25 protein-coding genes, 1 tRNA gene and 1 pseudogene are annotated in these 23,580 nt (G+C 45.1%); 10 read left to right on the plus strand and 17 right to left on the minus strand.

The features are described 5' to 3' along the window. Positions 1–20 precede the first annotated feature (20 nt). From AYK67_RS09135 to AYK67_RS09160, 6 genes and pseudogenes are all read right to left on the minus strand, one after another. Positions 21–269, minus strand: a pseudogene (locus tag AYK67_RS09135) (transposase); the annotation flags it as partial. A gap of 23 nt (positions 270–292) precedes the next feature. Further along, entirely contained in the window at positions 293–676 is a 384-nt protein-coding gene (locus AYK67_RS09140) for a hypothetical protein (RefSeq protein WP_156453106.1), read from the minus strand. 42 nt (positions 677–718) lie between these two features. Further along, the gene (locus AYK67_RS09145) at positions 719–967 is read right to left on the minus strand and encodes a hypothetical protein (RefSeq protein ID WP_068085404.1); all 249 of its coding nucleotides are present in this window, start codon (positions 965–967) and stop codon (positions 719–721) included. Between the two features lie 222 nt (positions 968–1,189). Further along, positions 1,190–1,705: an Hpt domain-containing protein gene (locus AYK67_RS09150; protein ID WP_068085407.1), complete on the minus strand. Its 516-nt coding sequence runs from the start codon at positions 1,703–1,705 to the stop codon at positions 1,190–1,192. Between the two features lie 132 nt (positions 1,706–1,837). Beyond that, positions 1,838–2,614 (minus strand): NAD kinase, encoded by a 777-nt coding sequence (locus tag AYK67_RS09155; RefSeq protein WP_068085411.1) that lies wholly within the window; start codon positions 2,612–2,614, stop codon positions 1,838–1,840. 104 nt (positions 2,615–2,718) lie between these two features. Continuing rightward, positions 2,719–3,885 (minus strand): anhydro-N-acetylmuramic acid kinase, encoded by a 1,167-nt coding sequence (locus tag AYK67_RS09160; protein ID WP_068085414.1) that lies wholly within the window; start codon positions 3,883–3,885, stop codon positions 2,719–2,721. 85 nt (positions 3,886–3,970) lie between these two features. Between AYK67_RS09160 and AYK67_RS09165 the strand changes: the two genes are divergently transcribed. The 3 genes from AYK67_RS09165 to AYK67_RS09175 all read left to right on the plus strand — a co-directional run bounded on the left by AYK67_RS09165 (position 3,971) and on the right by AYK67_RS09175 (position 7,176). After that, on the plus strand, positions 3,971–4,414 hold the full coding sequence (locus AYK67_RS09165; RefSeq protein WP_068085417.1) for a hypothetical protein: 444 nt from the start codon (positions 3,971–3,973) through the stop codon (positions 4,412–4,414). Between the two features lie 162 nt (positions 4,415–4,576). Then, complete coding sequence (locus AYK67_RS09170; RefSeq protein WP_156453107.1) at positions 4,577–5,245, plus strand: nucleotidyltransferase family protein; 669 nt, start codon at positions 4,577–4,579, stop codon at positions 5,243–5,245. Positions 5,246–5,826: 581 nt separating this feature from the next. Next, positions 5,827–7,176 (plus strand): sodium-dependent transporter, encoded by a 1,350-nt coding sequence (locus AYK67_RS09175; RefSeq protein ID WP_068086380.1) that lies wholly within the window; start codon positions 5,827–5,829, stop codon positions 7,174–7,176. Positions 7,177–7,308: 132 nt separating this feature from the next. On the opposite strand, the gene AYK67_RS09180 is transcribed toward AYK67_RS09175, so the two are convergent. Together AYK67_RS09180 and AYK67_RS09185 are read right to left on the minus strand one after the other, a co-directional pair. After that, the gene (locus AYK67_RS09180; RefSeq protein ID WP_068085423.1) at positions 7,309–8,442 is read right to left on the minus strand and encodes a DUF2336 domain-containing protein; all 1,134 of its coding nucleotides are present in this window, start codon (positions 8,440–8,442) and stop codon (positions 7,309–7,311) included. 211 nt (positions 8,443–8,653) lie between these two features. Next, a complete protein-coding gene (locus AYK67_RS09185) occupies positions 8,654–9,580 on the minus strand; it encodes a lysozyme family protein (protein ID WP_068085426.1) in 927 nt (308 codons plus the stop codon). Between the two features lie 373 nt (positions 9,581–9,953). On the opposite strand from AYK67_RS09185, the gene AYK67_RS09190 reads away from it, so the two are divergent. Continuing rightward, positions 9,954–10,451: a hypothetical protein gene (locus tag AYK67_RS09190; RefSeq protein ID WP_156453108.1), complete on the plus strand. Its 498-nt coding sequence runs from the start codon at positions 9,954–9,956 to the stop codon at positions 10,449–10,451. A 21-nt stretch (positions 10,452–10,472) separates the two neighbouring features. Here the strand turns inward: AYK67_RS09190 and AYK67_RS09195 are convergent, their stop codons facing one another. Next, complete coding sequence (locus tag AYK67_RS09195; RefSeq protein ID WP_068085431.1) at positions 10,473–11,066, minus strand: flavin reductase family protein; 594 nt, start codon at positions 11,064–11,066, stop codon at positions 10,473–10,475. 516 nt (positions 11,067–11,582) lie between these two features. Between AYK67_RS09195 and AYK67_RS09200 the strand changes: the two genes are divergently transcribed. Both AYK67_RS09200 and AYK67_RS09205 read left to right on the plus strand, forming a co-directional pair. Next, positions 11,583–12,617: a hypothetical protein gene (locus AYK67_RS09200; RefSeq protein ID WP_156453109.1), complete on the plus strand. Its 1,035-nt coding sequence runs from the start codon at positions 11,583–11,585 to the stop codon at positions 12,615–12,617. A gap of 677 nt (positions 12,618–13,294) precedes the next feature. Further along, entirely contained in the window at positions 13,295–13,828 is a 534-nt protein-coding gene (locus tag AYK67_RS09205; protein ID WP_068085434.1) for a dihydrofolate reductase family protein, read from the plus strand. A gap of 87 nt (positions 13,829–13,915) precedes the next feature. On the opposite strand, the gene thrS is transcribed toward AYK67_RS09205, so the two are convergent. The 6 genes from thrS to AYK67_RS09230 form a co-directional block, all read right to left on the minus strand. Beyond that, positions 13,916–15,859 (minus strand): threonine--tRNA ligase, encoded by a 1,944-nt coding sequence (gene thrS / locus AYK67_RS09210; RefSeq protein ID WP_068085437.1) that lies wholly within the window; start codon positions 15,857–15,859, stop codon positions 13,916–13,918. A 111-nt stretch (positions 15,860–15,970) separates the two neighbouring features. Further along, positions 15,971–16,390, minus strand: a complete 420-nt coding sequence (locus AYK67_RS09215) for an ASCH domain-containing protein (protein ID WP_068085441.1) — start codon at positions 16,388–16,390, stop codon at positions 15,971–15,973. A gap of 155 nt (positions 16,391–16,545) precedes the next feature. Next, a complete protein-coding gene (locus AYK67_RS09220) occupies positions 16,546–17,031 on the minus strand; it encodes a DUF6653 family protein (RefSeq protein WP_068086383.1) in 486 nt (161 codons plus the stop codon). A 131-nt stretch (positions 17,032–17,162) separates the two neighbouring features. Continuing rightward, positions 17,163–17,247 (minus strand) — tRNA-Tyr (locus AYK67_RS09225). A gap of 195 nt (positions 17,248–17,442) precedes the next feature. After that, positions 17,443–17,793: a membrane protein insertion efficiency factor YidD gene (yidD, locus tag AYK67_RS16905; protein ID WP_082735731.1), complete on the minus strand. Its 351-nt coding sequence runs from the start codon at positions 17,791–17,793 to the stop codon at positions 17,443–17,445. Positions 17,794–17,840: 47 nt separating this feature from the next. Next, complete coding sequence (locus AYK67_RS09230) at positions 17,841–18,281, minus strand: iron-sulfur cluster assembly scaffold protein (RefSeq protein ID WP_068085444.1); 441 nt, start codon at positions 18,279–18,281, stop codon at positions 17,841–17,843. Positions 18,282–18,531: 250 nt separating this feature from the next. On the opposite strand from AYK67_RS09230, the gene folE reads away from it, so the two are divergent. The 3 genes from folE to AYK67_RS09245 all read left to right on the plus strand — a co-directional run bounded on the left by folE (position 18,532) and on the right by AYK67_RS09245 (position 20,850). Then, positions 18,532–19,170, plus strand: a complete 639-nt coding sequence (folE, locus tag AYK67_RS09235) for a GTP cyclohydrolase I FolE (RefSeq protein ID WP_068085447.1) — start codon at positions 18,532–18,534, stop codon at positions 19,168–19,170. A 36-nt stretch (positions 19,171–19,206) separates the two neighbouring features. Beyond that, complete coding sequence (gene hisI / locus AYK67_RS09240; protein ID WP_068085453.1) at positions 19,207–19,677, plus strand: phosphoribosyl-AMP cyclohydrolase; 471 nt, start codon at positions 19,207–19,209, stop codon at positions 19,675–19,677. Between the two features lie 162 nt (positions 19,678–19,839). Beyond that, complete coding sequence (locus AYK67_RS09245; protein ID WP_068085456.1) at positions 19,840–20,850, plus strand: patatin-like phospholipase family protein; 1,011 nt, start codon at positions 19,840–19,842, stop codon at positions 20,848–20,850. Positions 20,851–20,919: 69 nt separating this feature from the next. On the opposite strand, the gene AYK67_RS09250 is transcribed toward AYK67_RS09245, so the two are convergent. Continuing rightward, positions 20,920–21,351 (minus strand): CBS domain-containing protein, encoded by a 432-nt coding sequence (locus tag AYK67_RS09250; protein ID WP_068085459.1) that lies wholly within the window; start codon positions 21,349–21,351, stop codon positions 20,920–20,922. Between the two features lie 105 nt (positions 21,352–21,456). Next, positions 21,457–22,245 (minus strand): rhomboid family intramembrane serine protease, encoded by a 789-nt coding sequence (locus AYK67_RS09255; RefSeq protein WP_082735732.1) that lies wholly within the window; start codon positions 22,243–22,245, stop codon positions 21,457–21,459. 579 nt (positions 22,246–22,824) lie between these two features. On the opposite strand from AYK67_RS09255, the gene AYK67_RS09265 reads away from it, so the two are divergent. Beyond that, positions 22,825–23,505, plus strand: a complete 681-nt coding sequence (locus AYK67_RS09265) for a PAS domain-containing protein (RefSeq protein WP_068085469.1) — start codon at positions 22,825–22,827, stop codon at positions 23,503–23,505. Positions 23,506–23,580: the final 75 nt, after the last annotated feature.

The raw sequence follows: 23,580 nt of genomic DNA on the forward strand, positions 1-23,580 counted from the left end.
CTCTACTGTTTGTTTTGCCAGCTACACTTTAAAAGATCCCTTTCCTCTCGAAGAAGTTTAATTTTCTTGTGCAAACGGGCCAGCTCATTGCTGACATCCTCATGCGGGCCAGACAGCAGATCCTGGTCCCGGAACTCCCGAACCCAACGCTGCAAGCTTGAACGCGCTACACCTAAATCCTCCGCAATTTCTTTAATTCCCCGTCCACTCACCTCAACAAGCCGCACAGCTTCCCGCTTAAACTCTTCTGTATAATTTGGTCGCCCCATGAAGTCCTCCTGATCTTAACTTATCAGAAGTCCCTCCACTTTTCCCCGGCCAGTCCACTACCAGTTTGACCATCATGATAAACACCTTCCCCATGGCAGCGCTTAACACCCAAAAGCTTTTGCGGCAAAGGAAGCTTCAAAAAGTAAGGTTTGCCCTCTGAATTTTTCAGAAAATCCGGCCAAATATTAACTTTTGTTTCCCTATCAAGATAAATATTTTCAGACTCGACAGGAGATACAAGCACAACGTGCAATTGCAACTTCACCCCACATTGTTTTGCAAGGTCTCTGATCTTCTTCCATCCTTCAATTTTTTTAGCAATCTGTTTGCGTGACCAGATACCAACCCCCTTTGCCTCGCAAATAATTAACGTTTCATCATAGGCAATCAGTAAATCCGCATCCAACTGATTTCCTTCCACTATCTGCGCAATTCCATCACAGCTATTTTAAAACTCATCCCCTCGCCTCGCGAGATAATTACCTTTCGTCATCCACAGTGCGGCACAAATCCAGTCAAAGTGATAGTCCATCGCCCACCATGCATTATGTGGCATTGGCGCACTCAAACCAAGTTCTCTATCAATTTCACTTAAAAAATTACGATCCAATTCTGAGAATTTACTAGCGCCAAGAGTTTTATGTAAAAGCCAAAATCGTTCTTTCCGGTTCAGTATCCTAAAATTCTCTACAAACATATTCCCCGTCCCAATTCAAATTAACAGCTTTCAAATAACTTAATGACCAATAGTAGCTTCATCTCATTTATTTTATCGCAATGATTAGTTATATTTATATACAAAATAGTATTTTAGAAATATATTTTATGTAGTTATATAGTAAAAAGACAACTCCCGAGCAGATATCAGATCTTTTAACAGTAATAGCAACGGGAAATTGTGAATAAAAATCTTATATTTTTAATTATATTCTCTAATTTTGCTTTTTATAAGATTTTCCAGTTGCTCAACCAATTGCAATCCCAAAGCATTGGTTTCATCTTTCGCATCTTCATTTACCATTGCTCGAATGGCATCAATGTTTTGCCCTATAAGTTCTTTCGGAAAGCTATTGTCTTTTTTTGCATAATATAGGAGCGAGCTTAAATTTCGTGCGGCCCGGCCTATGAGTGGGTAGCCAAGGGTTTCAGACTGGCCCTTTAAATCATGCACACTACAAAATAGAGCTTCAAAGTTTGCTTCAGTGAAACCTTGGCTCAAAATGGTATCCCAAGCGGTTACAAGGTCCTTAACTTCTTTTTCCATCCAACCGGAAAACTGTATAGAAAGCTTGCCAACTGCAGCCTCTGCAGCTGCTACCGGGTTGAATTTTTGCGCTTCAATAGGGCTTAATTGACGAACTTTTTTTGATAAGTCTGAAGGGGGCTTCAGGAGTTCGTATTCTTCACTTTGCGGCAAGCCGTTTTTTACTGACATGAACGGTTTCCAGTTATTCTAACTCTCTTTGTCTTCGGGATTGATATGAACAAAGTGAACATTTCACATTTGTTCAATCTGCCGCACGCTGAACAATATTACATTTTTACTAAAATATGTAAATTACAGATGTTAGTATTTGAACATTTCTGTAAGGATACGCTCATCCCAATTATGATCGTAATCAAACATCATGGTGCATCGCGACGTTGGGTCTTGAAAAGCCTTTATAGTTGCAACCGCTCGAAACTCCTCATGATCGGCAGTTGCGCTAACTGGCCGCTTATCGGCTTCCAAAACCTCAATAGTCACAGTGGATGTATTGGGCAAAAGCCCGCCACGCCAACGCCTTGGGCGAAATGGGCTGATGGGCGTAAGGGCAAAGAGTGGCGAATCCAATGGCAAAATTGGGCCATGTGCTGATAAGTTATAGGCCGTGCTGCCTGCCGGTGTTGCAAGTATAACGCCATCACAAACGAGCTCATCCATTCTCACGCGATTGTCGACGGTAATGCGTAGCTTCGCCGCCTGATGTGTTTGGCGTAGAAGCGAGACCTCGTTAATGGCACGTGCTGTGTATGAGCGCCCGATGCTATCCGTGGCCTCAAGACACAGGGGGTGGATGCTTCTGGTTTCTGCGTTGTTCAAGCGCTCCAACAGTCCATCTGGACGGTATTCGTTCATTAAAAAGCCGATTGAGCCGCGATTCATGCCGTAAATTGGCTTGTTGCTGTTTAGGTGATCATGAAGGCATTTTAACATCATGCCATCGCCACCCAAGGCAATTATGACTTCGGCCTGTTCGCTTGGGTAATTGCCGTAGAGCGCGGACAACTCTTGTTGGGCACTATCGGCTTCGCCCGTACCGCTGGAGAGAATAGCGAGTTTGGTATATTGCGGATTGGGCAAAGGGGGCTCCTGAGACTTAGTGGCTTAACCATTTGAAACATGCTGCTGATTCAGTAGCTATCTTTCGGTTTTAACTCTAAAAAAAACTGGAGAGAAAGACAAAATCATTTCCTGCTACTTTTATCCAGTATGATTGATGCGAGTTTACCACCCTGTAAGGGGTATGGAGCACCAGTTGTGAATGGAAAGCTTATGGGAAGTTTTTGTAGATGACGCACTGCTAGAAAAGCAAAACACTCGGCCTCCACAGCATCGCCACGCCAATCAACATCCTCTGCCAAGTGAACAGTGACACCGGCAATATTGGCAATTAATCGCATCATTTCTTTGTTTTTTCGGCCTCCACCACAGGCAATTATTCGCTTTGGATAGTAAGGTAATTGATGTAGAGCGATTTTTATTGCTTCGGCGATAAACGCGGTCAAGGTCGCAGCACCATCTTCTGTACTAAGACTGTTGACCGCTTCTGTGGTGAAGCTGTTACGATCCAATGACTTGGGATAGTTTTGTGTGAAAAAAGGATGCTTGAGATATTGCGCTAAAATATCTTGGTTTACCATTCCTGATCTGGCGTATTCACCATCACTATCATATGTTTGAGAGGTATTTCTGGATATCCAGTCATTTATAGGGGCGTTGGCAGGACCACAGTCAAATGCACAAAGGTTTTCATCACCATCCCACCAGGTAAGATTGGCAACACCGCCTAAATTGAGAATTGCGATGTCTTTTGCCTGCCAGGGTTGTGCCGATGTATCGGTTGAAAGCCTGCGAATAAGCGCACTGTGATAAATAGGAGCCAGTGGCGCACCTTGGCCCCCCTTGGCAATATCTGCGGCTCTAAAATCGTAAACAACCGGTATACCTGTAAGCTGTGCTAATAGACTGCCATCACCCAGTTGACGCGTATCTCCGGCCCTATGGCTGGTAGCTGGGCGATGTAAAACCGTTTGGCCGTGAAAACCAATAGCCTTGACTAGTTCTGGCTTTATGTCTTCCTGTTTCAAAAAAGAATTGACAGCATTGGCCTGTTCAATTGTTAAGGCCCGCTCAGCCTCTTTAAAAATAGCAGGCTCTTGGCTGGCAAATTGCCAGCTTTCAGCAGCTTTTAATGCCGCATGAATCAGCTCTGTTGTGCTTTGCGAGTACGGGTGAAGCTTGAATGGGCCATATTCCTCTATCTCGACACCATTCGTTTTTATCAGAGCGACATCGATGTTGCCGTCACAGGCTGTGCCAGTCATGAGGCCTAAAGCCCAATAGGAAGTCATTGTAAGCTCCATAATCTCTTATATATGTTAGGCAAAAATAGCAGGATTGTACCACATTCTTTTATGCCTTAAGTGCCTAAGCAGCATGGGAGAAGCTACCTTTATTGGGCTTTCTTCAATCATTTCTTTTAGATTGGAACAAATAGCTATGAATTACAATTTGAAAATTGCATGCCCGCTCATTGGGCTTCTGTTTGTTTTCGGCACTTCCCCTGCCGGAGCAGATGCATTGAAAACAGCAACATTAAAACTCTGTGAGAAGTTAAAGCACTGTGTTGCCGTTGAGTTTGAAAAAACACAACCGCTAAGTGAAGAAATGCGCACTGTTTTAAATGATACAATGAAAGAAGCTTGCGATAGAATTCATGGAGATTATTCAATTGCTTATCAGCAAGAAAGTTTATTAGCACCTGCTGTTGCCTGTGTGGAATCGATGGCAAAACTCGAATGTGGCGACTTGAAAGGGCGTGATAAACCGAAGACTGAGGAATGTATTGCTTTTGAAAGTGACTATAACTCACTGAATTAACATATAATTTTCATGAATATGCATGCAGGCACTTGCATTTTTTGCGTTTTTCTAGAGCTTGTAATAGTAAGTGTGAAGCCATTTATACCATAATATGAGTTGTAGGTGTGCTCTGAGCTTAAATCCGCATTGCTTATTGGAATAACTATTCGTGAGTGGAAGATGCAAAACTTGAATGGGCCGAATGCTTATGAAGTGGGAAACCTTCCACGGCTAGCTTTGTTGTTACTTGCAGCTGGGCGTTCTAAACGTATGCAAGGGCAAAACAAAATGTTGCTGCCTATTCACCGTGAGCCAATGGTCAAAAGGTGTGCAGAGCGTTTGCTTTCAAGTGGGTTAGGGCCTCTCTACGTCGTTACGGGCCATGAGAGCGAAAAGGTTGAAAATGCACTCAGCTCTTTAGAGCTACAAAGAGTTTACAATGAAAACTATCTGGTTGGTCAAGATAATTCAATTTCCTGCGGATTCGAATACCTCAATGCTTTAGATACCAGAAAGTATGATGGTGTTTTACTAGCGAAGTGCGATATGCCATCACTTGGGATACACCAATATCGGCTTATCGCTGAAGCTTATTTAAAAGCTAAAGGGCAAAAGCTGATTGTACCCGTACATCAAGGTGTCTCTGCTTATCCGTTGGTTGTTCCTGTGCATTTGATTGGCGCTGTTGCCAACGGCGAGTTGAAATTAAGAAAGTTGGTTAAATATGGATCGCCACCTCAATATGAAGCGCAAATAAAGTATATTGATGTAAGTGATCCGGTGTTTACCGAGGATATTGATAGTCCTGAAGATTATGAGCGCGCCACGGCGTGGCACTCCCAAAGGTAGATTAAACTTAACGGCACTTTAGTCAGAACTTAATCCATAGAGTTGGCATATTATTGCTCAGCCCGGTAATAAAGAACTCGGGCCTACAGCTCGTTGATTAAAGCTATAATAAATAAAAATAATCAATATCAAATCGTCGCATTTCGAATGAGAATATGGCATGCTTTTGGTGTAATCTAATAGATATATTTCCAAATATTCTCTCCTGCGAAAATAATCCACTGATTATTCGCTTATATCGTTGCAATTGGTTAACCACCTTTGAGGGTTACACCAAAGGTAGCGTAAGCAATATTCTGCCGCAAATAGTGATTATATCGATTAAATATTCTAATTGTAAGTCATTTTTGATAGGATCTCATTTTGCTGCATATTTACTTATATTTGTAGCGGTGAGACATGTAAGTTCACTCGTAAAACTTTAGTGGACACTGGCTTTAGGTCCTGTAAAAAGCTGCCCCATCTTGTTGGAAGTATGTGCTCATTTTATCTCGTTTTGTTAATTAATGCGCATATATATTTCAAATTCCAAATCTGAGAGTGAAAACACTTTCAATTCACACAACCTCGATGGGTTAACAATGCAACGTGAACAATGGGGAAGCCGATTTGGCTTCATTATGGCTGCAGCAGGTTCTGCTGTTGGCTTGGGAAATGTCTGGAAGTTTCCATATCTTGCGGGCTCGGAGGGCGGTAGCGCCTTTTTGATTATTTATATCGCTTTTATGGCAACAATTGGCATTGGCCTCATGATGGCAGAAATCGCTATTGGCCGCAGCTCCCAACTCAACCCTGTTGGTGCATTTCGTAAACTTGGTGGTGCAGCCTGGTCCTGGGCTGGTGGGCTGGGTGTTTTAACAGCAATCATTATACTTTCATATTATTCAGTTATTGGTGGTTGGACGATCGCCTATTTTGTTGACACCATCACAGGTGCCACATTCGGTGGCAGCGCCGAGTCACTGGGCAGCCAATTCGGCGCTTTGGTAAGCGATACAACACGTCCGCTTATTTATGACATTATCTTTTTGGGCTTGACCCTTGCTGTGGTCATTGCTGGTGTGTCTGCTGGTATTGAGAAGGCTGTTAAGGTTTTAATGCCACTGCTATTCTTGATGCTGATTGTGCTGGTTGCGCGTTCGGTAACATTGGATGGCGCATCTGCGGGTATTGATTTCCTTATGAAGCCCAAATGGGCTGAGGTTGACATGGGTACCGTTAGCGCGGCTTTAGGTCAGGCCTTCTTCTCGCTTTCCTTAGGGATGGGTGCGCTGATCACCTATGGATCCTACCTTGATAAGAAAACGAATATTCGCAGCTCTGCGGCATGGGTTTGCTTCCTGGATACATTTGTTGCTGTACTCGCTGGCTTCCTGGTTTTGCCTGCTGTGTTTGCTTTCGGCTTCGATCCAAGTGCCGGACCCGGTTTGACCTTCATCACTCTGCCAGCTGTGTTTAGTGATATGTGGGGTGGGCAGCTGTTCCAGGCCTTCTTCTTCTTCATGTTGTTTGTGGCGGCCATTACCTCATCTATCTCACTGGTTTCTATCCCTGTTTCCTACTTTACCGAGCAGTTCCGCATGAGCCGCGTTGGCGCGACGCTCACTGTTGGTGTGATTGTGTTCTTGCTGAGCATTCCTTGTTCCCTATCTCTGGGTATCTGGAGTGGTCACACATTGTTTGGTTATGGCGTACTGGATTTACTATCCAACACTGTTGACTGGTACTTGTTGCCAATTGGCGGCGTTGCGGTGTCTGTCCTTGTGGGTTGGGTTGCCTATGACAAGATTGCAGCCGAGCTGACCAACCAGGGTGAGCTGCCATTCCCAATGCTAATTGTGTGGAAGTGGATTATGCGCGTGGTAGCGCCTGTTGCAATTGCGTGGGTGCTCATCGGCCCGCTATGGGAGCGCCTTGCAGCGGCTGCTTAAAACATATTAGCAGTATTTGAATTTATAAGGCCGCGCTCTTTGGTGAGAGCGCGGCCTTATTTAGTTCATATATTGATAATCTAACATACTTTAAGAACTTGAATTTATAAGTGTAAGCTAAAATAGCAACATTTACGCCGCTAATAAATCTGCAACTTTGCGCTTTGCACTCTCACGTGAGGTTTCTGTTGCCAAACGCAGCAACAAATCCTGAAGATCACCCAACTCGGGAATAAGCAGGTCCCTCTGCTCTTCAAGCAGCTCAGTGACCACAACCCGCGTCTTTTCCCAGTGATCCATCACCAAACAACTTACTTCCTGCCAAAGCTCTAAACTGCGCTGTAATAAACCACAAACCCGCTCAGGCAGGCATGCTTTTAGCAGTAATGCTTTAACCGCATGGCTGCTAGGATCTTCAAGAATTTGAGCTATTCGAGTAACTGGTAACTCTGTAAGCCGGGCCAAAGCGCCTTCAAATAAAGGCGCACAGCCACATACTGCAGCGCGTAAAAGCAGCAAACCATTCATTTGTCCGCGTGCAACAAGGTGATCAATGAGGGCTTCTAGTTCATGAACATCCGCATTCCAGGCGAGTGATAACGTCGCTTTATCCTGTGCATCTTGGACGACTTCAATAGAAGAGCGCGAGACACTATCGCCATTCACTAACGGGTGAAACTGCAAGCTCTCGGTATAGCGCTGTATCAGCATATGGCGTTGTGGCATTGCCAAGTCTTCGCGATTGTTTAGTACCTCCTGAACCGATCGGCTATCACCAAATCGTTCAATGATACGTTCAAAACTGTGGCTCGTGATAGCAGCACGCGCATTTGCAATCAAAACAAGACAAGCATCTTGGCAGCCAACTTCTGCAATCGCAGCAGCAAGGCCAACCTCAATTTCAGCACGCGCTGCAATAGCCACCGAACGATCCCGGCCTCCTGAGGCTACAATATCAATAAGCTCAGCCTCATATAGATCCTTGGAAGTGGATAGAATAGGCAGAGCCACACAATCAACATCTTGAATAAGCGCCCCCAATAAAAAACGGGGCACACCAGAAGCTTCACTTAAAGCCAACGCAATCTCTTCACGAACAGCAACGCATGGGTCCTCAAGAAGATAGGTAAGTCCCGCCAGAACAGTTTCATAGGCATCAAAGGACAAGCTTTCAGACTTATAGGCACGCGACAAAATACGCGCTGCTTCAATCCGCCCTTCAACGGTGGCACCTCTTGCCCATTGTAGTAGTTGCTCTATGTCCATCCCTAGAATCAATCCTATAAAATACCCAAACGAAATAATATTGGTACACTATTAACGATAATTCTTAAGAGATTGTTCAATTCATAACTTGCACATAAAATATTAGTATTATTATTTTAAAACAGCTAGATATAATCCATTACGTCTAATTTCAAACTCTATTCCAGTAAATTACAACCAAAAAATGAACACTTTTATTCCGCATAGAAGATCATGTCTTCTTCAAAAACTCAGTAAGGTCAAGCGGCTGGTTAATTTTGGTAATTTTTGGCCTTGGCAATTGCTTTTGTGCATCCCGAACCTGTTCTTGCTCGGTAAAGGCGGTGAGATAGCTGCTATTTAAGGCAATACGCTTTTGTGAGCTTTGGTTATCACGAAAAAGCCGGTCAAATGGCCCTACCTCTTCTGCAACTCGAAAGGCCGTAAAAATGCGGCTGTGCGCACGCGCAGCAGGACTGTTCACCAGCTCATCATTTTGTGCAACTTGAGTGCTTTCCAGCCCCTTTTTTAAGAACAGCGCATCAACCCCAGAAAATTGAGCTATAAGCTTTTCATGAACATCTGCGACAGTTCTGGGCAGGTTATCACTTCCATAAAAGATCGAATGATTGGCTTTTGCTTGTGTAGGAAACATAACAGCTGCTGGCATTTGCGGTGCATTTACACTGGCTTTAATAAGCTTGGCACCACCACGTGCCCCTAAAAAATGGGCAAGGTATAATTCGCCGGCGCTGGGTTCTCTTTGTAGCTCTCGGCGTAGTTCCGTCGCATTGTTACTCGTAAATGCCCCTGCCACCAAAGCCGAAACTTCCGGATCATGTCTTAAATCAAGTATTTGCTTCTTTAATGTAGCATTGGCTACAGTATAATTACCGTTCCTGCCCCTTTCAATGTGTGCCGCATAATCACCAAGCCCAAGCGCATCACCATTTTTCTTTAGTGTTTCAAGCCATGTTGATTCAATAAACTGGAACAACCCTGAAGCAGTTGAATTTTGCGCCTTGGCACTAGGCTCTAAAGAAGACTCTTTAGCAGCAGCTCTCAACAAATAGGTAAAAGATGTGCCCGTTACCTTGCTGGCACTATCAAACGCTTGTTCAATACGGTGAGCAATTGTAGAATTATCGGCAACTTTCACAATGTTCCCCAAGCTTGCAACGCAACCTAAACTTAAATAAATTCATCTTTAGATTACTTTTATTCCGCTACTCTTGCAACCACTACGGTATTTTTAACGCTAAAATTACCAGCAAAGAGACTTTTAACGCGAAATTGAAACTATAATCGGTGAATATCTCTTCACTATTCAAGTTCCCGCGAGATACTTAAACATGCTCACTCTCTGCACTTGCCACACCGATGAACTTTCACAGCTAAAAATGGATGGGTTAAATTATCTTGTCTTAAAATCACATCGCAGTCCGCAATACCAATTGCCATTTGGTGAGCCAGCGTTGATAAATTCATATCTTCGCCAAGAGCAAGCGGACATTTTCTTTGAGTTACCATTTTTGCAAGAAGAAGCACTGCATAATGCACTTGCTCCTTACGATCTCAAGTATCTAAAAGGCATAGTCTGCCCGATCATTACAACAATCGCCGACCTGGAAAAGCTACACCTAATACTCTCCACTATCGAAATCGAATGGGGACTACCAGTCAATCACTTTAAACTCATTTTAGAATTTGGTGCAAAAGCCCAGATACCAAACCTAATCCCAAACAATTCGCCTGCGACAGGTCGAATTCTTGCAATTAAATGGAACCCCCAAAGCCTGCAAGACTTATTGGGAGCTCAAGAACAGTTAGAAAATACCAAGTGGCTGCCACCCTATGAGATATTGAGGAATAAGTGTCTTCTCATGGCAAAGAGTTTGCAAATAATTGCCATTGATGCTTGCCCATTGGAAAAAACAGATATTGGATACCAGAAGTATATTCAAAGTAGCCGGCAGCTAGGTTTTGACGCCATTTCGCTTCAAACTTATTCGTGCAAAAGCATCAATTAACGGAATAAACCAAAGACTTGATCAAGGGCGCCCGCAGCTATACGTCTCTTCAATATGCGCATAATCCATATATCCCAGCCGGCTTAAAGCCATCATTTTATTCGCCGCCACTTTGCCATCAACCAGCATATCCTCCATAATATGCACCCCGACAACTTCGCCAATGACCATGTAATTGTTTGTCTCAATCCCATTCCGGTCGTTTAATCGTTGAGTTGAAACGAGTTTGCATTCCAAAGCGGCCTTAGCTTTCGCAACACGTGGCGGCGCGACAACCTCACACTTTGCTTTTTCCAGTTGGCACAGCTCGAATTCATCTACTTCAGCGGGTACTGGTTTCGAGGTTATATTCATTCTCTCAAGCATGTCTGCATCAACAAAATTACAAACAAACTCGCCATTTAATTCTATGTTCCGCACACTGTCTTTATAACCACTGGAAGAAAACATCACCATCGGAGGATTATCGCAAACAGCATTAAAAAAACTATAGGGTGCGAGGTTGGCAATACCCTTATCATCTAAAGTAGAAATCCAGCCAATCGGCCTTGGTATTACGAGTGCTTTAAATGGGTCATGCGCCAAACCATGGCCATCACTACAACGATAAAACATTACTTCACCTTTAAATAAAAAGATTTACTATTCGATTTTAAATGTAAATTAGATAACCCTAACAGACAACCCGTGACGAAAGAGCAATACTTCGAATCTTCTTACCCATTGTTTTCTTGGGCTTATACCCCCGAGCAAATCTTAGGGTGCAACAAAACCAACCTATAACGTCAAAATACTTACTTAGAAGTATTCCTCATTTTTCACAAGAAGAACCTTAAATCCAGCCTATTTTTTATAGGCAACCCATGAATTATCCGTATATACTCGCCGCATTCTCGCCATATTTGCTTTAGTTTTCCCAAATCCCACAGTAAATCTTAACAAAACACTTCCAAAACGCATTTTCACAAGGTACGGTCATTCGCAACATATTTGGCACATTTTTTCAAAGTGTCGCCTTGCAGTAACACCCACAGTTGATGAGCGAGCGTACCTGTGAAGCCAATTTTCAGCGTGTCTTCATGTAAACAATTAGTACAGCGTGCAACTCTAGCATTCTTAGTTGCAACAGGCATGTCAATTCCGGCCCATGCCACGGGCAACCTGCCTCAACCGGAAACCAAACCTCTCACGCAAATTTTTGCGCCTGATGTTCTCTCTCAAACCGCAGCGCAAGCTCGCGCCTCAGGTCCAATTGCACCTGCGCCAATCAGTTATGACCCATTGAGCGGTTATCAAGGAGCATCACTCACCCCCACATTTAATACCAGTGTTTTACCTTACGCGCCAAATGCAAACAGCCAGCTGCAAGCACCGGACACAACAAAGCAAGCAACGTTATATCTGGTTGCGAAACTGGCAAAGGGCATGCCAAATCTCACCAAGGGTCTTACTTGGCATGTATATGAGGCCAAAGAAAACACCGACGGGTCGCTAAACCTAATCCAGACTGTCCAAGATAGCGATTGCGAATTACGCTTGGAGCCAGGCAGGTATCTGGTTCATACAGCCTATGGCAATGTTACCACTGTAACCCGATATGATCTCACACCAGGCGTCACAACGGGCACAATACTGTTAAACGCAGGCGGTATCCGCCTTGATGCAGCTTTTGCAAAAGATTTGAAAGTACCACGCTCACAATTGCGCTTTGATATCTATGACATGACATACGATAGTGAAGGCAATAGGAAAAAAATCGCATCAAACATCAAGGCTGGTGCATTAATTCCAGTTGCAGCAGGCACTTATCATATTGTCTCTCGCTATGGCGAAATCAATGCCAAGGTAAGAGCAGATATCCATGTTGGCGCAGGCAAACTGACAGAAGCAATGCTCTATATGAAAGCCGGCAGTGTAACCCTCAAACTCGTCGACGAACATACAGATTCTTCACTTGCCAATACTGCTTGGACTGTTTTGACATCAAGCGGTGATAAAATCGCCAGCGGCAATGGTGCTTATCTGGACTTAACGCTCGCCTCAGGTCGCTATCAGGTTATCGCACAAAACAGCGGCCACACGTTCAAAGATAACTTTGATGTTCTGACCGGCGATTTTGAAAAGCCCATAGCGATCAAAGCTATTCAAACGACACAGACCAATTGATCAGTAAAGGCCGCAGCAGCGGCCTTTTTTATCGACACGATTGAGTGCAACGCGTCCCTCCCATCTTAATTTACCCCTCAAAATTTGTGGATTGCCTTCTTCATTATTCCCCGTGTAAGCCTTAGCTTAATACAGGAGATGAAGGCCATGACCAAAGCCCGTTAACGAGTGCAGATCTATATCTATATAGGCAAAGCACAATTAATATGATTGGCTTTTAAACGCTGGTTAGACTCTCTGAAACCTAACCATCAAATTACAACCTTTCTAAGGTTTATTGGTATTTGGTGGGCAAAGGTATTTGGTAGGTAAACTTCAGCCTAAGGCGGTGCGAAGATGCTTAAAACAGCATCAATATCTAATTGCACCTAGCGTTTTTCAAGCCTCATAATTTCACGGCAAAAGCTTCAAAACAAATTTAAGTCATCCACCTTTGGCTTAACGTCAATAAGGCGCATTTAATAAATACGTTCCTGTGATAATAATAGGGTGCTTTTGAAATAAATTCGAAGCTTTTATGCGGATAGCCTCTTCATATCTAGAGGACAACCGTGTACGCCAGTTATTCAGTTGATCTTGTACAATTTGCTTAAGTAACAGAGAAGGAAAACAAATATTTTTTAATATATTGGCGACACTCAAGCAAGTTGTAAGAGCAAACAAAAGAAAGTAATCGAATGGCTGACATAGTTTATTATGTAGCTTGCTCATTAGATGGATTCATCGCGACACTAGATGGCAGTGCAGAGTTCTTGCCACAACAAGGTCCCCATGCTGATGAATACTTCAAGAAACTAGCTAACTTCGACCACGTTTTAATGGGCCGCAATACCTATGAGTATGGCTATGCGTTTGGGCTTACCCCCGGCAAACGTGCATATCCGCATATGCAACACCATATCATCTCGAAAACACTTGATTTTGGTGCAAAAGGCGAAGTCGATATAGTACGTCAAGATCCGCTCACGTACATCGAACAGCTGAAAAGAAACGCTAAAACCGACATATACTTATGCGGAGGAGGCCAATTAGCAGGCTTACTTGCCAGCAATAACTTAATTGATCAGTTAAAATTGAAAGTCGCGCCGGTTGCCATTGGTTCAGGTATTGCCTTATTTGGTGCCAATCCTTTATTAGCCGAATTCACTCTAACCAATAGCAAGAGCTACACCAATGGCGTCACTTTGGCAGAGTATATTCTCAAGAGCTAGGGCACTTTGCTAAATCGTTGCAAGCTCAACTGACATGCATAAAAACCGTGGCACGAGCAAAATCGTGCCACGCCCTGATAAGATAACTTAGTCTTCTTCGCGCAGATCAGGTGGTGTCGCTTCATCCACCAATGAGGTGATTGCATCAGCAAGACTCATCGGTGTTTGGTTTTTCGAGCCAAGACGGCGAATATTCACCGATTGCTCTTCAGCCTCACGCTTACCGACGACCACAATTACCGGCACTTTTGCCAACGAATGCTCACGCACCTTGTAATTGATCTTCTCGTTCCGCAGATCAAGCTCACCCGCAAGGCCAGCTTTCTTCAGCTTGGCATGCACTTGTTCCGCGTACTCGTTAGCCTCCGAAGTGATCGCCGCCACCACATATTGCTGCGGTGCCAACCACAGCGGGAAGTGACCGGCAAAGTTCTCAATCAAAATACCGAGGAACCGCTCAAGCGAGCCACAAATCGCACGGTGAACCATCACCGGCTCTTTCTTCTCGCCGTCACTGTCCACATAGAACGCGCCAAAACGGTCTGGCAGATTGAAGTCCACCTGCGTAGTACCACACTGCCATTCCCGGCCAATAGCATCACGAAGGGTGTATTCAAACTTAGGCCCGTAGAACGCGCCTTCACCTTCAAGAATACCGGTTTTGATCTTGCCACCAGCTTGCTCTTCAATCTGCTTCAAGACCCGGCTCATCACCTCTTCGGCGTGATCCCAAACCTCATCAGAACCTACACGTTTCTCTGGACGGGTAGACAGCTTGACAACGATCTCTTCAAAGCCGAAATGCTCGTAGACAGAAAGAATAAGCTCGTTAATCTTCAAGCATTCTTCCGCCAACTGCTCTTCGGTACAGAACACATGCGCATCATCTTGTGTAAATGCTCGCACCCGCATCAAACCATGCAGCGCGCCAGATGGCTCATAGCGCGACACCGCACCAAACTCGGCCATACGTAAAGGCAACTCACGGTAAGAACGCAAACCATGCTTGAAGATCTGCACGTGACCCGGACAGTTCATCGGCTTAATGGCAAACACCCGGTGGTCTTCGGTCTCGGTCGCGAACATGTTCTCGCGATACCATTCCCAGTGACCAGAAGTCTCCCACAAAGATTTATCGAGAATCTGCGGTGCATTCACCTCTTGATAATCATCGGCCAAGCGGCGACGCATGTAGTTGGTCAGGTTTTGGAACAGTTTCCAGCCCTTATGGTGCCAAAAAACAACGCCCGGTCCTTCCTCTTGGAAGTGGAACAAGTCCATCTCGCGGCCCAGCTTGCGGTGGTCGCGTTTTTCCGCTTCCTCCAGCATATGCAGATAGGCTTTAAGGTCCTTCTCGTTAGACCATGCGGTGCCATAGATACGGGTCAGCATCTCGTTGTTGCTGTCACCACGCCAATATGCTCCAGCCACCTTCATCAGCTTGAATGCCTGGCCAATCTGCCCAGTGGAATAAAGATGCGGCCCGCGGCAAAGGTCTAGCCAATCGCCCTGACGGTAGATTTTAACGTCTTCCCCTTCGGGAATCGCGTCGACCAGCTCAACCTTGTAGTGCTCGCCCTGGTCGGCAAAATAAGCTTTAGCCTGCTCGCGCGACCAAACTTCCTTGGTAAATTTGGCGTTGCGCTGAATGATTTGCTGCATTTTCTTTTCAATGGCAGGCAAATCATCGGTGGTGAAAGGCGTTTCCCGTTTAAAGTCGTAGTAGAAGCCGTTTTCAATTACAGGGCCAATGGTCACTTGCGTACCCGGCCACAACTCTTGCACAGCCTCAGCCATCACGTGTGCCGCATCGTGGCGGATTAGCTCCAGTGCACGCGGATCATCGCGGGTAATAATCTCTATTGCAGCATCTGCACTAATCGGATCTGCCAAGTCTCGCATTTCACCATCAAGCGCAATCGCAAGGGCTTTTTTTTGCAGCGACTTGGAAATGCTGCCTGCCACATCAAAACCAGTGGTTCCGGCATCATATTCACGGATAGAATTATCGGGAAAACTTAGATTAATCATCGTAAAGCTCCAGCTCACTCCTGCACACAGTAGCAGGTAAGCAGAATGTTATGTGTTGAGGTCCAAGCGCTGTATTAGCCTATTCGTGCGAACAGGTCCAGCACTTGGTTACTAACGCGCACCAGCCGTTTTCTTGATAATCTTGATTAGCTTGAAATATTCACAAACAAGCTGCATATCTGGCGCATATATCCCAAGGCGAGTGAAATACTCTTTATGTCCCTTCTGCCAATGCTCTAGCGAAAGGTCGCCCTCACCCTCAAGCACCGCCCAGACTTCGTCGATCTCATCAAAACGGCGAATACTCACATCAACCATTTCAATAACACAAGCCGCCTCACCCTTGCCGTTGGTGATGACATATTGGTCGCCGGCCTGCGGAATGCGCAAACCTTCGCTATCATAGTAATGCAAATCACCACAAGTTGCGGTTTTCATGCCATTTAACACCAATGCCAGCAGCTCGTCTGCCAATTCCGGCGTATCGCCAAAGCTAAAACTTGGCAATCCCTCGATGCTAATCTCGCTCACGCAGCTATCTCCACTAAAGCGTATTCTCGAAAAGTGCTAGCAGTTTTCAGGTAAGAATACGCGTCAATATCATAGTTTAAGCAGTTTGAGTGCTTCTATGAAGTAGCAAACTGCTTCAAGGCAGCGGTTGCGATGGGCTACAAATCCCAAACAACCTAGTGCACTGCCTGATTTTTCCAAGCCACCAGTTTTACCATAAAATCAATGCAATACAACTTGGCACAAAACATCACCACAGTACCAGCCACACTCCACCAGACATCCAAAAACCATAACCCGTAAACAAAGGCTACAGCACCCAAAGCTGAAATCTGGTTGAGCACATTTATCATAACGCCCAAATGCCGTGGAATAGGTTCTTGTTTACGGTTGAGCCAAATACGCTCCCCAAGAACACCTGTAGACATCCAGTTATCAGTAGATTTAGGTACACCAAACAGCCGCGGGTTAACCCATACCCACAACAAGACCAGTCCAATGGGTACAAGACACCACCAACCAATCCAGACACGTGACCATACTGCCAGCGCAAACAAAGGCAACACAGTCAGCCGTGACCAGCCACTCCATGGGTTACTATGACGCTGCCAACTCGCATCATCCATTCCCATCAGCTTTTCGGCAAAACCACCCAAATCCATAATGCATGCTCCGTCACACTTCGCAGGCAATATAGCATTGCAATGCACAAGCAAAAGCACCATACACGAAACGTACTGTTTCGTTTCTATCTATGATTATATGGGAAAGATTACAATCCTCGAAAGAGGGATGGTGGAGGAGGTTGGATTCGAACCAACGTAGGCATAGCCAGCGGATTTACAGTCCGCCCCCTTTAGCCACTCGGGCACTCCTCCGTCACGCTACGAAGTGTGTCTCGCCGTGCGGTGTGGGGCGGTTTATGCGATCTCAGCGGGTAATTGTCAACGGCACGCGGCTCATTTTTTAAATTTAACTGTATAAATATCGCTATAGGGAGCCAACCTGTTGAAAACCATAGATAAAGAAAACTATCAAATGTTGGCTCTCAAGCTTAATTCACCCCTTGTGAACTAATCAAGCCGTGTTTTGGGGTCAATATTATCCCCTCGCCAATCACCGTAGCGCCATGGGGCATACCACCTTGCCTGTGAAGGTAATACTTGCGGTACGGGGTCAAAACCACTCGCTCCATTAGGTCTACAACGCAAAATCCGCGCAAGTCCGACCCAACCACCTTTCCAAAGACCATAGCGTTTTAAAGCCGTCGCTGTGTACTCCGAACATGTCGGCGCATATCGACAAGTTCGCCCCATAAATAAAGATAGGCTGTAACGGTAAATAATAATGAACAACAACCCTAGTCGCGCCGGAAAGCTCACGCGAGACTGTCGAGAATTGTCATTATGACAGTTCATACACATAGTAGCCGCTCTGTTGCAATACACATTATCAGAGCGCAGCCAACCCTTTAATGAGCTTCACACTGCGCACTCAGTTGTTCAATGGCATCAACAACTGCATTAAATGCCAATAGTGTAGAAGCATGTCGCGCCCGATAATCTTTAACGGGTTCGAGGTACTTTAAATCCTCAAAACGGCCGGTTGGTGCCGCCCCACCCTCTTTAAGCATGGCCGCTAGCTGATCTCGCGCACAAACAACCTCTTCAAACCGGCTGCCAATAATATGCTTTGCCAAAATCGAGGCTGATGCCTGCCCTAGCGCGCACGCTTTAACATCTTGCGCGAATTCCGTTACCACCCCATTTTCAGCACATAATGTCACCCGAACCGTAGATCCACAAAGCCGAGAATGCGCTTTTGCACTTGCATGAGGGTCTGGGAGTTCACCCAAAAGCGCTATATTGCCGGCAAACTCTAAGATTTTATTATTATAAACATCATTCAGCATCACTGTCTCTTCATGCTGCACTGCTCTTTTCACAAACAGTTTTCTACAGTATATAGGGCGTGTAACAAGCATTAGGCAGCACGTAACACACTTCCCCACCTTTACATGGTAACTGTGAGAAATAAAACAGTCCGCCTTAAATCTTTCGTAAGCGGTATTTTTGTATTGCTACTTAGTTGCACACTTTCTTGGGCCACGGCAGGTTCATATGCTAAGAACCCCGCAATACGGCTATAATGGAGTAACCCCAATGGAACCAGCCCTTCGGCCGGTAGACAAAACTACGCCAAGCACTGAAGTTACAGCAAAAACGCAAGGAAAGCCCTCCCGCCAAGAGGCCGAAGCAGCCGCTTTAACCCTCCTGCGCTGGACTGGTGACGACACCACCCGCGAGGGCCTGTTAGATACACCAAAGCGAATTGTCAAAGCCTATGAGGATCTGTTCTCCGGTTACAACGAAGACCCGAAAGAACATCTAGAGCGCACATTCGAAGAAGTCGAAGGCTATGCTGACATTGTCTTGCTAAAAGACATTGAATTCACCTCCTTCTGTGAACACCATGTGTTGCCTTTTGTAGGGAAAGCTCATATTGCCTATTACCCCGCAAATGCCGTTGTTGGTCTATCCAAGCTTGCAAGGGTTGTTGATATCTTTGCTAAGAGATTACAAACGCAAGAAAAAATGACGGCACAGATTATTTCGACTATCGATGAATGCCTTAACCCCAAGGGCATAGCCATCATGGTTGAAGCGCAGCATCAATGCATGTCCATGCGCGGCATTCAAAAGCAAGGCGCGACAACACTTACAAATAGCTTTACAGGCATTTTTAAAGAAGACCCAGCCGAACAGGCACGGTTTATGCAACTTGTCAGGCAAGGCGCTTAGTAAGCCAACGCCTATTATGAACCAGTGATCGATATAATGTGTGATACAACGACAAAAGCCAGCATTTTCCCAGCACAACCAGATAAACACGAACTAGAGCACGGCAATACACTTGCACCGAAGTTCGATGAAAACGGTCTGATTCCAGCAGTTGTAACCCATTTTGATGATGGTGAGTTATTGATGGTTGGGTATATGAATGCAGAAGCGTTAAAGCGAACAATTGAAACGGGCGAAGCCTGGTATTGGAGCCGCTCACGTCAAGAGTACTGGAAAAAAGGCGGTACCTCAGGCCAAATACAAAAGGTATGTGAAGTAAGAACGGATTGCGATCAGGACGCCATTTGGCTACGGGTACGCGTTGAAGGTAATGGCGCCACCTGTCACGTCGGATACCACTCTTGTTTTTATCGAAAAGTCGAAAGTCATGATGGTAACATCACACTCGATTTAACAGAAAACGCCCCGGTGTATGACCCAAAAGTCGTTTATGGCAAGAACGAATAGTTATCTTGAGGAGTGCTATAGTAGCACTCCTCTTTTTTATTCAACCTGCTATTAATTATCTAAATAGTTTATTCGCCATTAAAATCGCTTTTCTTTAAAAAATATCCACCCCTATCCGGTTAGATTGTAAACTACTCAATTCCACTGGATGTGAAGGAGGCAATGAGCGTGTTGGAACCATTTAAATTGTGGGCCTCCGATAAACCTGAGGATGCCAACCTCTCGAAACCTGAAGAAGCGCCACCAAAATCACTTGGTATTGCACTAGGTGGAGGTGCGGCAAGAGGCTGGGCACACATTGGCGTACTGCGTGCTTTGACGAATGCCGGCATTCACGCCGATTACATTGGTGGCACCTCGATTGGAGCTATCGTGGGTGGTTGCTACCTCGCTGGCCAACTTGATGCTCTGGAAGAATTCGCAACATCCCTTAGTCGCCGTAAAATGTTTTCACTAATGGATTTATCTATTGGTGGCTCTGGTTTGATTTCTGGCAATAAACTACTTGAGTTACTAGAGGACCATTTAGGCACTATAAATATTGAGGACCTACCCAAACCTTTCGCCGCCGTTTGCACCGAACTGGGGACGGGCCATGAAATTTGGTTACGCAAAGGCTCGTTAATCCATGCCTTACGTTGCTCCAGCTCACTTCCCGGTGTTTTTGAACCCGTTGCCTATGGTGGACGCTGGCTTGTTGACGGCGCATTGGTAAACCCCATCCCGGTTTCAGTTTGCCGCGCTTTTGGAGCAAGGCAGGTCATTGCTGTAAATCTAAGCTCAGACAGTTTTGGCCGTGGCTCAATTGTTCTCCACGACTTGCCACCAGTACCAAGTGATGAGGAAGACGCTGATTCAGTTCACGAAAATGGGAATCATTTACAAATTGCGAAGCGCCTAGTCCGCAGAAAACTGTTTGGTAAACCCAAAGGGCTTCCCGGTATTTCCGGCGTTATGATGGACAGCTATAACATAATCCAAGATCGTATCGCCCGCTCACGTTTGGCTGGAGACCCTCCAGATACAACCATACAACTCAGACTTGGTCATATTGGTCTCTTCGACTTCCACCGAGCCAAAGAAACCATAGAGCTAGGCTACGAAGCCACACAAAGAACGCTACCGGAAATTCGCGAAATGATAGCTTCTAAAGCCACTCATCCATTCTACTAGCATCATAATTGTGGGGACCATTGAGACCATTTGGCCAACCCGCAGGGCACTGAATGAACCCAATAGGCTCTACGAGGTGTGTATGTAACTACGCATCTCTTCTGCCTCTCTTTCAACTTGGGCAATCCGATGTTTCACCACATCCCCGATAGATATAAGGCCAATCACCCGACCATCATCCACAACGGGCATATGACGAAAGCGTCCCTCGGTCATACGTGCCAAAACCACAAGCAATGTCTCGCTTTCATCACATACCTTCACTGCCTTTGTCATAAAATCAGCAGCCGGTAGCCCCATTGCCTCGCTACCATGCATTGCGATGGCCCGTACCACATCCCGCTCGGAGACAATGCCAGATATCTTATCGGGTGCATCGCTCAGCAACACAGCACCAATACCGCGGCCGGAAAGAACAGCACATATTTCGCCAATAGTACTCGTGCTTTTTTCAGCGTAAACTTCCCGCCCCTTAGCATCCAAAATGGCTGAAACTGTCATTGAAATCTCCTCCAAGCCTAAAACACACAAGAACTCATATATCTTGCCAGAGGATTTTAGAAATTCCTAGCCATACAACTGGCGGACTATTAAAACCGCTAATCTTTAGTTAAACTTCCGCCCAACATCAAAAAGGTCAAACAACAACAGACCGCATAAAAAGCCACCCAAGTGTGCTTCCCATGCAATAACAGCCTCTTGCCCTATAAATATCGAGCTACCGGCACCAAAGGCATAATTCAAAATCAGCCAAACAACAACAAAACCCATAGCACGACTGTTAGATACAAGCTCCCGAAGGCTGAGTGCTGGTACAAAGTAACTAAGATGCTCGGGCAACCCCACCTTGTTCAATGGCCCCCCAATGGCAAAACCAAACCGTATAATAGCACCAACCTGACCCGAAATTGCCGCCGAAGCGCCGATGACAGGAGCTTGTAAGTACGGATTAAACATCCAATAAACAACGGCGCCTGCAACAGATGCTACAGCGGAAAATACCAAGAAACGTATAGCCCCAAAGCGCCTTGCCAGAGCACCCCCGAAAATAGCCATCCAAAGACAATTTAAAAATAGGTGCGTTGAGTTGGCATGTAAAAATGCGTAGCTAACGAAGCTCCATAGCGCTGAGCCAGTGCTACCTGGCCACCCGCCTTGTTCAAACAATGAAAACTGATAGCGAAACGGCCAAAACCCGAATAACGCAATTTCATAGCTTAATTGCCGAGGTGAAAGCAATAGCTCGCTGCCATAGTAAACCCCGAAAAAAAGTGCTGTTAAGCCAACAACAACAGGAGGTAAATTGAAAACGGGTTGTCTGGCACCACGGTTCACTGGCGCTTTTTCATGCTGGGGATCGCCCCCGCTATTCTCTGGTCTATTATTATAGGACATATCGCTCACGCCATTGGCACAGTTACGAAACAACAGCTTACTATTAAAACAACTTTCAAAGATAGCAAAGAATACGCGCTCAAGCCCAAATTAGCTAAGATAATAGAAGAGAAAAGAAAAGCCGCCAGCGCTCTCCCCCGATCGCACTTAACGGCTTTTCTAAAGTGGCATTAACCGGAGGTTTCTCCCAAAATCGTTCCCCCCGAAATAACCCTGGGAACCATCAACGGTAATGCGCTACCTATTAAAGTTGTTGGAAAAGAAAAGGCAACTAATATCTCAGAGATATTGTCAAAATTAATTACTAAACCCCAGAAAAATAATTATTTCTCACCAAACCTAGGTAAATTACCCAATATGTTCTTGCCTTCCTATTCAAAAGTATAATGATTTTTCAAGTCTTAGTATCCCCCATGGATTCTAGAGTTAATACAAAATACCCCAATACTTGGCATAGCCCCTGCATCTTAGACCATAAGGAGCCAAGGATAGTGAAACTTGTCCATAAGAGGGACACTACTCAACACATACTTGTAATTGATGAAGGCCAAGCATCAGCGTTGCGTTTAGGGGTAATGAATGAAACACGGGGCAACACGTTTATTATATACTTATTGGGACCAAGTAAGAGCGGATAGACAGGCACCATATAGGAGCGATATTCACCCATCCTCCATTAAGCCGGTTTTAGGCGATACTTTTATTATTGAGCTGAAAAAAAACGGTGACTACCTGTTTCGGCTAGCGGGTACACGTATATGCACGCTTTATGCTAGAGAATTGAAAGGGTTTAACTTTTTAAATCTGTGGAATCAAAAAGACAATGCAACAGTGAAAACTGTCTTAAATGCGATAACTGAAGAAACAGCAGCCGCAGTTATTACGTTTACTGGAAAAACCAAGTATAACGATAGCATACAAATAGAACTTCTCTTATTACCGTTAAAGGTTAAAGGTGAAGGCACAACACGGATACTAGGCTCGCTCGTTCCAATGAAGCGTCCTTACTGGTTTGGATGCAACCAGATTATAAAACAAGCAATCAATTCAATGCGTATTGTCTGGCCCGACGAAATAAAAGCCAGCAAATCAGCGAACTTACACAGGGAACCAAGTGATTTACTAAGCCGCCTACCACAATTTGACGGCAATAGAGCAATACCCCAACCCAATAAACAAACGCCAAGATTTTCGCCAGCAATGATTGCAGGAAAACAAATCAAACACCTTAGGGTATTGGATGGGGGTAAACTACAATAATTCATCAAACGGGCTATAACATGCTAGTTTTCTGATTTGCCAAAGATATCTAGCTTAATTTTCTTCACGTATACG

It is taken from the genome of Polycladidibacter stylochi, assembly GCF_001562055.1.
Taxonomy (GTDB): Bacteria; Pseudomonadota; Alphaproteobacteria; order Rhizobiales; family Stappiaceae; genus Pseudovibrio; species Pseudovibrio stylochi.